This is a genomic window from Comamonas aquatilis, from assembly GCF_965139575.1.
GTDB classification, from domain to species: domain Bacteria; phylum Pseudomonadota; class Gammaproteobacteria; order Burkholderiales; family Burkholderiaceae_C; genus Comamonas; species Comamonas aquatilis.
In genome coordinates this window covers 521594-535192 of record NZ_CBCSIW010000001.1, presented here as the reverse complement: position 1 = coordinate 535192, position 13599 = coordinate 521594, and the positions used below count along the sequence as shown (strand labels likewise).

11 protein-coding genes are annotated in these 13599 nt (G+C 62.8%); 6 read left to right on the top strand and 5 right to left on the bottom strand.

The features are described from left to right. Positions 1-11: 11 nt before the first annotated feature. Together ACNAZA_RS02365 and ACNAZA_RS02360 are read left to right on the top strand one after the other, a co-directional pair. The gene (locus ACNAZA_RS02365; RefSeq protein ID WP_415794789.1) at positions 12-620 is read left to right on the top strand and encodes a Maf family nucleotide pyrophosphatase; all 609 of its coding nucleotides are present in this window, start codon (positions 12-14) and stop codon (positions 618-620) included. Then, positions 617-1420 carry an SAM-dependent methyltransferase gene (locus tag ACNAZA_RS02360; RefSeq protein WP_415794788.1) on the top strand — a complete coding sequence of 268 codons (804 nt, stop codon included), beginning with the start codon at positions 617-619 and terminating at the stop codon, positions 1418-1420. Before ACNAZA_RS02365 ends, ACNAZA_RS02360 begins: the two co-directional genes overlap by 4 nt. 124 nt (positions 1421-1544) lie before the next feature. On the opposite strand, the gene ACNAZA_RS02355 is transcribed toward ACNAZA_RS02360, so the two are convergent. Genes ACNAZA_RS02355 through ACNAZA_RS02340 form a run of 4 tightly spaced genes read right to left on the bottom strand, consistent with a single transcriptional unit; the run spans position 1545 to position 4700 of the window. Next, entirely contained in the window at positions 1545-2606 is a 1062-nt protein-coding gene (locus ACNAZA_RS02355; RefSeq protein WP_415794787.1) for a S49 family peptidase, read from the bottom strand. Between the two features lies 1 nt (position 2607). Then, positions 2608-2982 carry a Rieske (2Fe-2S) protein gene (locus tag ACNAZA_RS02350; protein WP_415794785.1) on the bottom strand — a complete coding sequence of 125 codons (375 nt, stop codon included), beginning with the start codon at positions 2980-2982 and terminating at the stop codon, positions 2608-2610. Between the two features lie 9 nt (positions 2983-2991). Then, a complete protein-coding gene (locus ACNAZA_RS02345; RefSeq protein WP_415794784.1) occupies positions 2992-3675 on the bottom strand; it encodes an HAD family hydrolase in 684 nt (227 codons plus the stop codon). A gap of 20 nt (positions 3676-3695) precedes the next feature. Then, entirely contained in the window at positions 3696-4700 is a 1005-nt protein-coding gene (locus ACNAZA_RS02340; protein WP_415794783.1) for an RluA family pseudouridine synthase, read from the bottom strand. Between the two features lie 592 nt (positions 4701-5292). Between ACNAZA_RS02340 and ACNAZA_RS02335 the strand changes: the two genes are divergently transcribed. The 4 genes from ACNAZA_RS02335 (at position 5293) to queF (ending at position 11240) form a co-directional block, all read left to right on the top strand. Then, positions 5293-8457 (top strand): Rne/Rng family ribonuclease, encoded by a 3165-nt coding sequence (locus ACNAZA_RS02335; protein ID WP_415794782.1) that lies wholly within the window; start codon positions 5293-5295, stop codon positions 8455-8457. A gap of 114 nt (positions 8458-8571) precedes the next feature. Then, the gene (yaaA, locus tag ACNAZA_RS02330; RefSeq protein ID WP_415794917.1) at positions 8572-9357 is read left to right on the top strand and encodes a peroxide stress protein YaaA; all 786 of its coding nucleotides are present in this window, start codon (positions 8572-8574) and stop codon (positions 9355-9357) included. Positions 9358-9423: 66 nt separating this feature from the next. Beyond that, the gene (locus ACNAZA_RS02325; RefSeq protein WP_415794780.1) at positions 9424-10317 is read left to right on the top strand and encodes a 2OG-Fe(II) oxygenase; all 894 of its coding nucleotides are present in this window, start codon (positions 9424-9426) and stop codon (positions 10315-10317) included. Positions 10318-10394: 77 nt separating this feature from the next. Next, entirely contained in the window at positions 10395-11240 is an 846-nt protein-coding gene (queF, locus tag ACNAZA_RS02320) for an NADPH-dependent 7-cyano-7-deazaguanine reductase QueF (RefSeq protein WP_415794916.1), read from the top strand. 11 nt (positions 11241-11251) lie between these two features. Here queF and ACNAZA_RS02315 read toward each other — a convergent pair whose 3' ends face one another. Next, positions 11252-13537 carry a hypothetical protein gene (locus ACNAZA_RS02315; RefSeq protein ID WP_415794779.1) on the bottom strand — a complete coding sequence of 762 codons (2286 nt, stop codon included), beginning with the start codon at positions 13535-13537 and terminating at the stop codon, positions 11252-11254. Positions 13538-13599: the final 62 nt, after the last annotated feature.

The following is a 13599-nucleotide window of genomic DNA, read 5'->3' as shown; positions in this document are numbered from 1 at the left end:
AGAATCCCAATATGCCTGACTCCCTTGTTGCCGAGCGCCTGTTGCGCCCGCTGATTCTGGGCTCCACCTCACGCTACCGCCGTGAGCTGCTGAGCCGCCTGCAATTGCCGTTTGAAACGGTCTCCCCCGAGGTGGATGAAACCCCTCTACCCGGAGAAACTCCTCTGGATCTGTCATTGCGACTATCCCGCGCCAAAGCCCTGGCCGTGGCCGCGCTGCACCCAGGTGCGATCGTGATCGGCTCCGATCAGGTGCCCGAGCTTGATGGTCAGCCGCTTTCCAAACCCGGAACGCATGAACGTGCCACCGAGCAGCTGCGCCAGATGAGCGGCCGCCAGATGAACTTTCACACCGGCGTCTGCGTGAGCTGTGTCGAAACCGGCTTTACCGAAGCCAGCGTGGTGACGGTGCAGGTGCGCTTTCGCCAGCTGAACGATGCCGAGATCGAGCGCTATCTGCGCGCCGAGCAGCCCTATGACTGCGCGGGCTCCGCCAAGAGCGAAGGCCTGGGCATTGCCCTGCTGGATGCGATTGTGAGCGACGACCCCACGGCGCTGATCGGCTTGCCGCTGATTCGCACCTGCCAGTTGTTGCGCGCTGCGGGAGTGGTACTGCCATGAGCGAGCAAAACCCCTCCACCGCGACCAAAAAGCAAGCTGGCACCCTTTATCTGGTGCCGGCTCCACTCGATTTTGGCTGCGATAGCCAGACCGCACTGACCGAGGTGCTGCCCGAAGGCACGCTGCGCACGGCCGCCGGCCTGACCCACTGGATCAGCGAGAACGCCAAGAGCGCCCGCGCCTATCTCAAGCGCATTGATGCCCTGTATCCGCTGGCCGCGACACTGCAAGCCCAGGACATTGCCGAGCTGCCGCGCGAAGCCCATAAAAAAGGCGACCACGGCAACAAGGGTGCGGCGATTTTTGACCCCAAGCCCTTGCTGGCTCCGGCTCTGGCCGGCCACGACATGGGCTTGATCAGCGAAGCCGGCATGCCGGCCGTGGCCGATCCCGGCAGCTCCATCGTGCGCTGCGCCCATGATCTGGGTCTGCGCGTGGTGCCGCTGATCGGCCCGGTTTCGCTGCTGCTGGGTCTGGCAGCCAGCGGACTCAACGGTCAGAACTTCGCCTTTGTCGGCTATCTTCCGCAAGACGCGGGCGAGCGCCTGAGCCGCATCAAGGAACTGGAGAACCTGGCCCTGCGCCAGGGTCAGACCCAGCAATTCATTGAGACGCCCTACCGCAACGCCGTGCTCTGGCAGGCCCTGCTGCAGACGTTGCAGCCCAACACCCGTCTGGCCCTGGCCAGCGGACTGACGCTGGCAACCGCCCGCATCGAAAGCCGTCTGGTGCGCGAGTGGCGCCAGCGCAATGCGCCACCGGACAATCGCACACCCGTGGTGTTCTCCATCGGCCGCTAAAGCAGCCTTACACCACCCAACAAAAAAGCCCGCTGCAGATACAGCGGGCTTTTTCATTCACAACGGATTTGATAGCTATCAGCGCTTATGCAGCAAGCGCCAACAGCCAATTTCATTCAAATTATCAGCGAATCGTGGGCAACATGCCGCGCATGGCTTGCACCGAGCCTGCGCCAATGGCCGCACCAAATTTCTTGGCCAGGCGTTCGGCCACGTTATCGCGGCGGGTGTAATCCACCACATCTTCGGCCTTGACCACTTCACGGGCCACATAGTCCAGGCTGCCGATCTTGTCGGCCAGCCCCATTTCCACCGCCTGCTGACCGGTCCAGAACAGGCCGCTGAACATTTCCGGGGTTTCCTTGAGCTTGGCGCCGCGGCCTTTTTTCACGACACCGATGAACTGCTGGTGAATCTGGTCCAGCATCTGCTGGGCGTATTCGTGCTGCTTTTCAGACATGGGGCTGAAAGGATCCAGAAAACCCTTGTTTTCGCCCGCGGTGAGCAGACGGCGCTCCACGCCCAATTTATCCATCACACCGGTAAAGCCAAAGCCATCCATGAGCACGCCTATGCTGCCCACGATGCTGGCCTTGTCCACAAATATCTCATCGGCCGCAGAGGCAATGTAGTAAGCGGCCGAAGCGCAGCTTTCTTCCACCACCGCGTACAAAGGCTTGTCGTACTTGGCCTTGAGACGAATCATTTCGTCATTGATGATGCCGGCCTGCACCGGACTGCCGCCGGGAGAGTTGATCAGCAGCACCACGGCGCGGGAACCCGAATCCTCGAAGGCGCTGCGCATGGCGGCCACCACGAACTCGGCCCCGGCATCTGCTCCGGAAGCGATTTCACCCTTGATCTCCACCACCGCCGTGTGAGGCGTGGTGGTGGCCTTGGTGGCCGTGTCCTTGAAGAACACCATCCACAGCACCAGCAACACGACAGCCGACCACAACAGGCGACTGGCAAAGCGCCAGCGGCGGGCAGCGCGCTGCTCCTTGATGGAGGCAAAAACCAGCTTTTCCAGCACATCGCGCTCCCAGCCGCTTTTGCCGGACGCAGAACTAGCAGCCTGCTCGGCCGAAGCTTGTGCATCTGCAGGCGCTGCAGCGGGCGACCACAAATCAGCCCCTTTCAGCGGGGCATCCGAGCCATGGTTATCCGGTGTATTAGGAGCACTCATCTCAAAACTCAATAGGTTTTAGTTGGGGGCCAGTATGCCAGCGCACCAGGGCATCGCTCTCGCTCAGGTCAATTTTGATCAATCCACCACGGCAAGGCCCGCCGACGCAGGCCCCGCTGTCAGGCGCATAAGCGGCGCCATGGGTGGAACACAGCAGCCAGCGTCCGCTGTCGTCGAAAAACTGGCCGGGCTGAAAGTCCATCTCCATGGCGACATGGCTGCAGCGGTTGAGATAGGCATGCACCCGCCCCTCGTAGCGAATGGCAAAAGCGCGGCATCTCTGGCCGGCGTAGACCACATCGAAGGCCACGGCCGGGCCGCCATCCTGCAGCTCGCCGCTGGCGCACAGTTCTATGAGGTCGACCGCTTCGCTCACGTCCAATCCTCAGGCGTTGGCAATCAGCCACCGATGCAGTTCAACAGCCGATTCGGCCACGAACAAGGGATTGAACTGACCAAACGCATCGGGGGCATGGGCGCCATAGGACACGCCCACGCAGGCACAGCCCGCATTCACGGCCATTTGCAGGTCATGGGTGGTGTCGCCAATCATCAGCACGCGCTCGGGCTCCACGCCGAACTCGGCCATCAACTCCTGCAACATCAGGGGATGGGGCTTGCCCGCAGTCTCATCCGCCGTGCGCGAGCCGTCGAACATGCCTTTGAGCTGCTGATCCTGCAGCGCGTCATTGAGCCCGCGACGGCTTTTGCCGGTAGCCACGGCCAGCCAGTGGCCGCGTTCGCGCAAGTCCTTGAGCATGGGAAGCACGCCGTCAAACAAGCAGATATCGTCCTGGTGCTTGATGAAGTGAAAGCGGTAGCGATTGCCCAGCTCGGTGTATTTTTCCGGCGGCACATCGGGCGCGGCTTTCGCCAGCGCAGGCACCAAAGCCATGCCGATCACATAGGCCGCCTGCTCGTCGCTGGGCACGGTGCCACCCACATCACGCACCGCTTCCTGAATGCTGCGAGTGATGATGGCGGTGGAGTCCGCCACCGTTCCATCCCAGTCGAATGCGATCAAGTCAAAGCGGCGATTGCGCATGGCGCTATCATTTTTATTAGTCATGCAATCCTGAAAGCTAGGGTTCAGCGGACAAAATCCGCCAGTTCCGGCGGCAACTCGGCGCGCAATTCCACGCGCTCGCCACTGGCCGGATGATTGAACTGCAAGCGCCAGGCATGCAGAAACATGCGCTTCAGGCCATGCTTTTGCACACGGCGATTGAGGTCGAAATCACCGTATTTGTCATCCCCCACAATGGCGTGGCCTTGCGAAGCCAGGTGCACCCGAATCTGGTGGGTACGGCCGGTCTTGATGGTCACCTCCAGCAAGCTCATGGCAGGCAGGCCCTGCAAAGGCCTGGCCTCAAACAGCTGACGTACCTTGACCAGGGTCACGGAACGCATGCCGTCCGGGTCGTCGGCCGTGGTCACGCGCACGCGGCGCTCGCCGTCGGCCTGCAGATACTTGTGCAGCGGCAGATCAATGACCTTTTTATTGCCGGGCCATGCGCCCTGCACCAGGGCCAGATAGGTCTTGCCCGTCTCGCGCTCACGGAACTGATCCTGCAGATGGGTCAAAGCAGAACGCTTTTTGGCCACCAGCAAAATGCCCGAAGTTTCACGATCCAGCCGGTGGGCCAGCTCCAGAAACTTGGCTTCGGGCCGCGCCTGACGCAGCTGCTCGATCACGCCGAAGCTCACGCCCGAGCCGCCGTGCACGGCCACGCCGGCCGGCTTGTCTATGGCCAGAATGTGTTCGTCATCCAACAGCGCGGGAAACTCCTTAGCCGGCGCCGGACGCTCGGCTTTTTCCGCCACTTTTTCGGAGATTCGCACCGGCGGAATCCGCACCGTATCGCCGTCTTGCACGCGCGTCTCCGCGCTCACCCGTCCCTTGTTGATACGCACTTCGCCACTGCGGATGATGCGATAGACATGGGTCTTGGGAACGCCTTTTAAATGGCGCATGAGAAAGTTGTCCAGACGCTGTCCTGCGGAGTCGGCATCGACTTCAATCAGCCGCACGGAGACTGCGGCCGTATTCTGGGACCGGTCCTCGCCCGGTTTGCCCTCTATAATGTGTTTCACCTGTGCCGCGATAGTTGTAAGTGGTTGATTCGCATGGAGTTTAGTCCATGCAGCCATTTCCCACCGCACAGGCAGGTCGATGCCCGCCCGTTTTACCCACACAAATTGCAGTAAAGATGACTGCGGCAGTCTGGGGAATTCTGGCAAAGGCTGACGAATTGAAACATTGATACGGAATCTCAACCCGGCAGTTGCAGTGGAGCCAGACGCTCCCAACTGTCGGTCCCAAACGAGCATGTGGATCTTTTGGACATGGATGATCAGCCTCTGGGGCAGCAAAAAGCCTGCGCCCAAGCATCGTCACGTCCACAAGCGACCACCCACCTCCCCCGCACGTGCACTGACCCTTTTTTTCGCGCGTCTGCGTGCACGGCCCTTCCCGCTCGTACCCTGGCCTGTGCCTTCGCTGCTGACTTGAAACAAAGACAGCAGCAATCCGGCACCCTTCCGATTCCCTATCGTTTCAACGCGTCCGTCTGGCATCTCGGCTCCTATTGAGCCTGTCTTTGATTATTACCAGTCAAAGGCACGCGGGACTGACGGCAATTGGCCGCTGACCGACGTGCCTCAAAACGATTAGAGGAAACGCATCATGAAACGGATGCTGATTAACGCTACGCAGCCCGAAGAACGCCGTTTGGCCATTGTCGACGGCCAGAAGCTGCTGGACTACGAGATCGAAATCGAAGGTCGCGAACAACGCAAAGGCAATATCTACAAAGCCGTTGTGACCCGTGTGGAGCCCTCGCTGGAAGCCTGCTTTGTGGACTACGGTGAAGACCGCCACGGCTTTCTGCCTTTCAAGGAAATCTCCAAGCAATACTTTGCCGAAGGCGTCTCTCCCAGCCAGGCTCGCATCAACGATGTGATCCGTGAAGGCCAGGAGTTGATCGTCCAGGTCGAAAAAGAAGAGCGTGGCAACAAGGGCGCCGCCCTGACCACCTTCATCTCCCTGGCCGGCCGCTATGTGGTGCTGATGCCCAACAACCCCCGTGGCGGTGGCGTTTCGCGCCGCATTGAGGGCGAGGACCGCGCCGAGCTCAAGGAAGCCATGGACCAGCTGGAATACCCCAAGGGTATGTCCATCATTGCGCGCACCGCCGGCATCGGCCGCACCGCGCCCGAGCTGCAGTGGGACTTGAACTATCTGCTCAAGCTGTGGAACGCCATTGACGGCGCCGCCAAGGGTGCCAAGGGCGCCTTCCTGATCTATCAGGAATCGAGCCTGGTGATCCGCGCCATCCGCGACTACTTCAACGGCGACATCGGCGACATCCTGATCGACACCGACGATATCTACGAGCAGGCCCAGCAGTTCATGGCCCACGTCATGCCCGAGCATGCCGCCCGTGTGAAGCGCTACCGCGACGACGCCCCCCTGTTCTCGCGCTTCCAGATCGAACACCAGATCGAATCGGCCTACTCGCGCACCGTGATCCTGCCGTCCGGCGGCGCCATCGTGATCGACCACACCGAAGCCCTGGTTTCCGTGGACGTGAACTCGGCCCGCGCCATCAAGGGCGGCGACATCGAGGAAACCGCGACCCGCACCAACCTGGAAGCCGCCGACGAAGTGGCCCGCCAGATGCGTTTGCGCGATCTGGGCGGCCTGATCGTGATCGACTTCATCGACATGGAAGAGTCGAAGAACCGCCGCGAAGTGGAAAACCGCCTGCGCGACGCTCTGCGCCAGGACCGTGCCCGCGTGCAGTTCGGCACCATCAGCAAGTTCGGCCTGATGGAAATGAGCCGTCAGCGCCTCAAGCCCGCCCTCTCCGAAGGCGCGCACATCAACTGCCCACGCTGCGGCGGTTCCGGCCACATCCGCGATACCGAATCCTCGGCTCTGCAAATCCTGCGCATCATTCAGGAAGAGTCCATGAAGGACAACACGGCCGCTGTGCACTGCCAGGTGCCTGTGGAAGTGGCCTCCTTCCTGCTCAATGAAAAGCGCAGCGAAATCACCAAGATCGAGCTCAAGCAGCGCGTCAACGTGATCATGGTGCCCAACAAGTCCATGGACACGCCGCATTACAAGCTTGAGCGCCTGAAGCACGACGATGCCCGCCTGGAAACCATGGAAGCCAGCTACAAGCTGGCCGAAGAGGTGGAAGACGTGACCACCGTCACCCGTCGCTCGCAGGAACCCACCAACAAGCAGACTCCCGTCATCAAGGGCGTGCTGCCCGATGCACCAGCTCCGATTGCCGAGCCCCGTGCACCGCGCCAGCCACGCACAACTGCGGCTCCAGTACCTGCCGCGACGCCCGCAGCAGCCCGCCCTGCAGCGCGCGAGCAAGGCTTCCTGGCCTGGCTCAAGAACCTGTTCGGCTTTGGCGCTCCGGCAGCCGTGGTGGCTCCTGAACCCGTAGTGCAGGCTCCTGCAGCCCGTGAAGGCCGTCGCAGCGAAGGCCGTGGCGGTGACCGCAACGAGCGTGGCGAGCGTGGTGAACGCACTGACGGCCGCCGCCGCAACAACGAGCGCGGCGCTGAACGTGGTGGTGAGCGCAACGAGCGCAATGCCGGCGAACGTGGCGATCGCCAGGATCGCAACGGCGGCGACCGCAACCGCCGCAACGGCGGCCGTGATGGCGAGCAACAGCGCAACGAGCGCCAGGATGCACGCCAGGAAGGCCGCCAGCAGGAGCCACGCGCAGAACGCGGTGAACGCAATGAGCAGCGCAACGAGCGCGGTGGCAACCGCCAACGTGGCGAGCGCAACGAGCGTCGCGAAGCCCAGGTCGCAGATGTGGCACTGAACGCCAACGAAGAGCTCAACGACCAGGCTCAGGAAGCGCGTGAACCACGCGAGCCTCGCAACGAGCGCAATCGTGGCGAGCGCGGCGAACGTGGTGAACGTTCCGAGCGCAGCGGCGAAGGCCGTCGCGAACGCCAGCCCCGCAATGCAGATGCCCAGCCTCTGGCCCAGCCCGTGATGGGCGAAGGCCCAGTGGGTGACGCAGGCAACGAGCCGGCACAGGACGGCCAGGCCGAGGGCGAGCAAGCCCGTGAGCCACGCCAGCGCCGCTCCCGCGACCGCTACGGCCGCGACCGCCGCGAACGTGGCGAGCGCGCACCGCGTGAAGGCCAGGAAGCGCAAGCCCTGGGTTTTGCTCCCGAGCAAAACCAGGATGCGCCAGTCCAGCCCACGGCGGACAGCGTGGCTGAAGCCCCGGTGCAAGAACAAGGCTCGCGCCGCAGCTACTTTGATGCCGTTTCGGCTCCAGCCGTTGATACAGCTGCGCAAGAAGCTACGGAAACCGTAGCACCTGTGGCAGCAACATCGGTCGCGGCAGCACCGGTGGCAGTAGCAGCCGTGGCCGAAGAAGCTGTTGCACCAACGGCAACACCGGTCAGCGCGCCTGCAGCCGAAGTGGCCGAGGTCGCTCCCGTGGCAGCACAGCCGGCTGCAGAGCCCGTCGCTCAGTCCGTTGTGCAGCCCCTCGTTCAGCCTGCTGCCCAGGCAGTGGCTGAAGCTGCTGCCCCCGGCATGCCCCAGCTGCAAGCTTATGAGCTGCCCGTGTCCGAGCTTCAAGCCCTGGCAGCCGCCTGTGGTCTGCAGTGGGTGAACTCCGACTCCGCCAAGATTGCCGCCGTGCAGGCGGCCATTGCAGCCGAGCCCAAGCCTGTGCACATCCCACGCGAGCGTCCTCCCGTGGTCGTGCTGGACGAAGGCCCGCTGGTGCTGGTCGAGACCCGCAAGGACTTGAGCCTGATGCCTCTGCCATTCGAGCAGGAAAGCGCTACGGCCAACTAAGACGACATCCGGCGTCTTAGCTGCCAAGCACGGGGCCAACAGCATTTGTCTGCTTGCAGACAAGGCCGTTGGCCCCGAATCGTTTGAGTGACCCCTTCCCTGATTCACCCCGCCATGCTGTTTTTGATCTCTCCGGCCAAATCGCTGGACTATGAAACCCCGCTTCCCCAGGACCTGCCGCATACGCTGCCGGTCTTCAAGAAGCAGCCGCTGGAGCTGATTGCCGTACTGCGCCAGAAAGCGCCTCAGGACATTGCCGAACTCATGAGCATCAGCGACAAGCTCGCCGTGCTCAACGTGGCTCGCTACGAGGCCTTCAGCAGCAAATTCAGTGACAAGAATGCCCGCCAGGCCGTGTTCGCCTTCAACGGCGATGTGTATGAAGGCCTGAATGCCCACAGCCTCAACCCCCGGGAGCTGGACTGGGCCCAGGAACATGTGCTGATCCTGAGCGGCCTGTACGGCGTGCTGCGCCCGCTGGACTGGTTGCAGCCCTACCGCCTGGAAATGGGCACTCGCCTGGCCACGGACCATGGCAGCAACCTCTACCAGTTCTGGGGCACGCAGATCGCCGAGCATCTGAACCAGCGCTGCACCGAACTGCCCGAAGCCGAGCGCACCGTGGTCAATCTGGCCTCGCAGGAATACTTCAAATCCGTGGATCGCAAGACGCTCAAGGCCCCGGTGGTCGAGTGCGTGTTCGAAGACTTCAAGGGCGGCAAGTACAAGATCATCAGCTTCCACGCCAAGCGCGCACGCGGACTGATGATGCGCTGGGCCGTGCAGCACAAAGCCAGAAAGCCGGCCGATCTGCGCAAGTTCGATCTGCAAGGCTATGCTTTCAGCGACAGCGCCTCCACACCGGAACGGCTGGTATTTCGCCGCCAGCTTGAAGCGTGAAAGTGCTTACATATCTTCAATCGCTTGTGATTGAATTTGTGTACGGACCTCACTAGCATCCTCACCATGAGCATCTCCACCCAAGCCGATCACCCTGTTCCTGCCGGCCTGACACCCGAGCTGATGCAATGGGTGCGCAGCCAGAGTGCAGCAGGCATTTCCCTGCCCACCTTGCTGCAGTCCATGCGCGATGTGGGTTGGGCCGAGCATCTGGCCCGCCGGGCCCTGGCCCTGCCGGAGGACGGGGATCTGCCGCCGCCGTTCACGGCACGCCAGGCTGAGGTCCAGGTCGTCGCTCATGCATCAGGCGTGCCCGGGCCCGATCTGAGCAGCAATCCCTGCAGCGTCCATGCCGGCGACCGTGAGGTCCATGTGCTGATAAGCATGCACAACCCCCGTGTGGTGGTGTTTGGCAATCTGCTCTCGCCCGAGGAGTGCGATGCCATCATCCACTCCGCCCGCCCGCGCATGCAGCGCTCGCTGACCGTGCACAACCAAAGCGGCGGCGAAGAAGTCAACGACGACCGCACCAGCAACGGCATGTTTTTTCAGCGCGGCGAAACCGATGTGGTGCGCCTGGTGGAAGAGCGTATCGCCCGGCTGCTGAACTGGCCTCTGGAAAACGGCGAAGGCCTGCAAGTGCTGCACTACCGGCCCGGCGCCGAGTACAAGCCCCACCACGACTACTTTGCGCCCCATGAGCCGGGCACTCCCAGCATTCTCAAGCGCGGCGGCCAGCGCGTGGGAACCCTGGTCATGTACCTGAACGAGCCAACGCGCGGCGGCGGCACCACGTTCCCCGAAGTGCCGCTGCAAGTCGTGCCGCGACGCGGCAATGCCGTGTTTTTCAGCTACGACAGACCCGACCCTGCCACCCGTACGTTGCACGGCGGTGCGCCGGTACTGGAAGGCGAAAAATGGATTGCCACCAAGTGGCTGCGCGAGCGCGAATTCAAGTAAAAACCTATTCAAGCCCAATCAATACAAGCGCAAGCAGCTCACTTTTTTACTAGCGGCTCTTGCCTCTCACCATGTCTATGAATACTCCTGAACAATCCCAACTGGGCAAAAGCTCGGCCTATGTCGATCAGTACGACGCTTCGCTGCTGTTTCCTCTGCCCCGCCTGGAAAAGCGCGAGGAAATCGGAGCCGGAGCCAATCCCCCCTTCTTCGGAGCCGATCTGTGGACGGGCTATGAGCTGTCCTGGCTGAACCCGCGCGGCAAGCCCCAGGTGGCTCTGGTGCAGTTCACCGTGCCCTGCGAAACCCCGAATCTAATTGAGAGCAAATCGTTCAAGCTCTACCTGAACAGCTTCAACAACTCGCAGTTTTCCGATGCGGCCGAGGTGCAGGCCAGGCTGCGCGCCGATCTGTCCGAAGCCGTCTGGCGCGGCAGCAACAAAAGCGGCAGCATAGGCGTGCAAGTGCTTCAAGCCGACCGCTTTGATGCCCAGCAGATCAACGAGCTCGACGGCCTGCTGCTCGACCGCCTGGATGTGGAATGCAGCCGCTACACGCCGGCGCCCGAACTGCTGAGCGCCAAGCACGAGGAAGCGCCCGTGCATGAAACCCTGGTCAGCAATCTGCTCAAGAGCAACTGCCTGGTAACCGGCCAACCCGACTGGGGCAGCGTGCAGATCCACTACAGCGGCGCGCAGATCGATCAGGAAGGCCTGCTGCAGTATCTGGTGAGCTTTCGCAACCACAACGAATTCCATGAGCAGTGCGTGGAGCGCATCTTCATGGACATCTGGACACGCTGCAAACCCATCAAGCTCTCGGTCTATGCCCGCTACACCCGCCGCGGCGGCCTGGACATCAACCCCTTGAGAACCAGCCACCCCGGCGCCCTGCCGGCCAATGTGCGCACGGCCCGCCAGTAAGCAGAGCTGCCTTATTTCCCCCAGGGCCAATCATGCGCCAGCAGCGCCTCGGCGTGGCGCAGGTCCTGCTTGCGCAGCCACAGGCCGTTCATGCCGTGCAGCAGCTGCTCCACCTCGGCCTGTCCCCACATCGGCATGCTGACCAGCTGACGCGGCGGCGGCTCCTGCACGCCAGCCTCGCTGCCGTCCTGGGGCTGCGTCTCTATCCAATGCAGACCCTGGGCATCCCAGCCCGTGAGCAGCGGCGTGTGTGCTGCCAGTTCCAGCGTGCGCAACTCCTTTTCCACGGGGTTGAGCCAGTGCAGCTTCCAGAGATCCGGCCGGCCGTAGCGGCTCTCCACCAGCTCCAGCACCGCCCAGCCTTCGCCGGCAGGATGAGGACAGGCACAAGGGCCGGTGCCGCATAGCACCGCGCCGCTGCGCGTCAGCGTCACGCCATCGATGCGGCGCTCATCCCGGCTCCAGTCATTGTTGATGCGCTCGTTCAGCCCACCCCACCACCACAGGGCATCGCCGCGCGCTGCATCGCGCCAGACATAGTCGCCATCGGCACAGGGGTGCTGTATCTGCCTGACCTCGCGCCAGCGCGGCAGCAGACGCCACAGACCTTGAGCGTCAGGAGCCATGCTTGCCAGCAGGTAAACCGGTCTCCAGTCGGCCCGTGCCAGATGGCTGTAGGAGACGGATTGCACGGGCCAGCGCCAGCCGCCCGCACTCGCATCCCAGCCCTGGTCTTGCAAGCTGCCCACCAGAGCCACCAATTCCACACGGGCAGCCATGCCGCCATTTTCCTCAGGCACCGGCCGCATGCGCTCCACAGGCCATGGCAGGTCCACCGCCTGCATGCGCTCGCCGTCCCAGATCTGAATCGGCCCGCTGCCGCCGCGCATCGGCGCCCGGCCATGGGGCATGAGCACGACCCAACGCCCCTGCACCACCAGATGCTCGAGTGCCCAGTGACCGCTGAAGTGCTTCTCGCCCCATTGCAGACTCCAGGCACTGGTTTCGCCCTGCTCGTCCCTGGCCGGCTTGCTCAGCGTCCAGATCAACGGCCGGCCTTTGAGCGGCTCGCTTTGCGCACGCCACAGCTCGGGGTGGGAAGGATCGCGAATCCAGCAAAAGCGGTTGAAGGGAATTTGCTGCAACTGCACCCGCCCGTCCTTGCCATGGGCGACGCAGCCGTCGATGGCGCTCATGACGCAGCTGATGCCGGTACCGTCGTGCAGGCGTTCGGTCTGCGGCGTATCCAGCTGTACGCGCTGCAACACGGTCCGGCCGGCCCAACTCAGCGGCGGCAGCGGCGACTCATCCGCCCCGTCCGGCCAGCAAATGCTGGCGGCCCAGGACTTGCGATCAGGGGGCAGGCATTGCGACCATTGCTGCCAGCCCAGCTCGGCGCTCCAGACCGCCAGCACCAGTTGACTGGCCGCGTTCTGGGCCGCATAGGCGTACAAGGCCAGCCCTTTCCCGTCTTCGCTCCATACCATGGCATGGTTTTCATCCAGCAACCAGGGCGTGGCAGAGCCGCCCATCAGCAGTTGCCAGTTCGGTCGCAGCAGCGGCTCCAGCGGTCTGTCCAGATGGCGCAGCGCCGCAGGCCAATGGCGCTCCAGTGTCAGCTCCGGTGCCGGCGTGTTGGCAGGCGCAGCAGCCAGACCCGGCGGCTGCTCTGCGGCCTGGGCCGGCACAAAGTCCGCAGGCACCCAGATATCGCGCAGCGCCACCAAAGCCTGCGCTGCGGCCGTAACATGCTGCTGCAGCCATGCCTCGAAGCTGGCATCCGACATCACCACATGGGCATCGTCGGCCATGCCGCTTTCGTTGAGCGTCTCCCCGCTCCAGCGCGGCAAGCGCCAGTGCACGGATTCAAGCGCCTGGCCTTCGTCCGGCAGCAACCGCCAGCTGCGGCGGGACTTTCTATCCACAAGTTGCGCCACCTCGGAGTCGTAAAAGCCTGTGCGCAGCCAGCGCCCGTCAAACGAGGTCTGCATGTCCGACTCCCAGACCTGCGGCAGATACACGCCGTCAGCGCACATCACATCGCCCCAGACCGGGCCGCCCATACCGCGCTCGCCCTGCATGCGAAAACTCACATCTTTTTGAGTCTCTGGCGTTTTGTCCGCCATCGCATCACGCTCTCTATCTGATAGCAATTGAGCGCTCCCATCCCGCGCGGGCTGTGCCTTGGGCAAGGGCAGCTCCTGGCGCGTCTGCACTCTGGCGGCCTGCCTGACGAGCCAACCCAAAACACACAGGGCCAGCACGGCCAGGCCCACCAGGGTGAGAAAAATTTTCATGCTCCGATCCTAACCAAGGCAGATGCAAAAAAGGCAGCCGAAGCTGCCTTACCTGCAATGCG

Coding starts and splice junctions, on each gene's coding strand:
- ACNAZA_RS02365 (WP_415794789.1), top strand. CDS start 12: ATGCCTGACTCCCTTGTTGCCGAGCGCCTGTTGCGCCCGCTGATTCTG.
- ACNAZA_RS02360 (WP_415794788.1), top strand. CDS start 617: ATGAGCGAGCAAAACCCCTCCACCGCGACCAAAAAGCAAGCTGGCACC.
- ACNAZA_RS02355 (WP_415794787.1), bottom strand. CDS start 2,606: ATGAGTGCTCCTAATACACCGGATAACCATGGCTCGGATGCCCCGCTG.
- ACNAZA_RS02345 (WP_415794784.1), bottom strand. CDS start 3,675: ATGACTAATAAAAATGATAGCGCCATGCGCAATCGCCGCTTTGACTTG.
- ACNAZA_RS02335 (WP_415794782.1), top strand. CDS start 5,293: ATGAAACGGATGCTGATTAACGCTACGCAGCCCGAAGAACGCCGTTTG.
- yaaA (WP_415794917.1), top strand. CDS start 8,572: ATGCTGTTTTTGATCTCTCCGGCCAAATCGCTGGACTATGAAACCCCG.
- ACNAZA_RS02325 (WP_415794780.1), top strand. CDS start 9,424: ATGAGCATCTCCACCCAAGCCGATCACCCTGTTCCTGCCGGCCTGACA.
- queF (WP_415794916.1), top strand. CDS start 10,395: ATGAATACTCCTGAACAATCCCAACTGGGCAAAAGCTCGGCCTATGTC.
- ACNAZA_RS02315 (WP_415794779.1), bottom strand. CDS start 13,537: ATGAAAATTTTTCTCACCCTGGTGGGCCTGGCCGTGCTGGCCCTGTGT.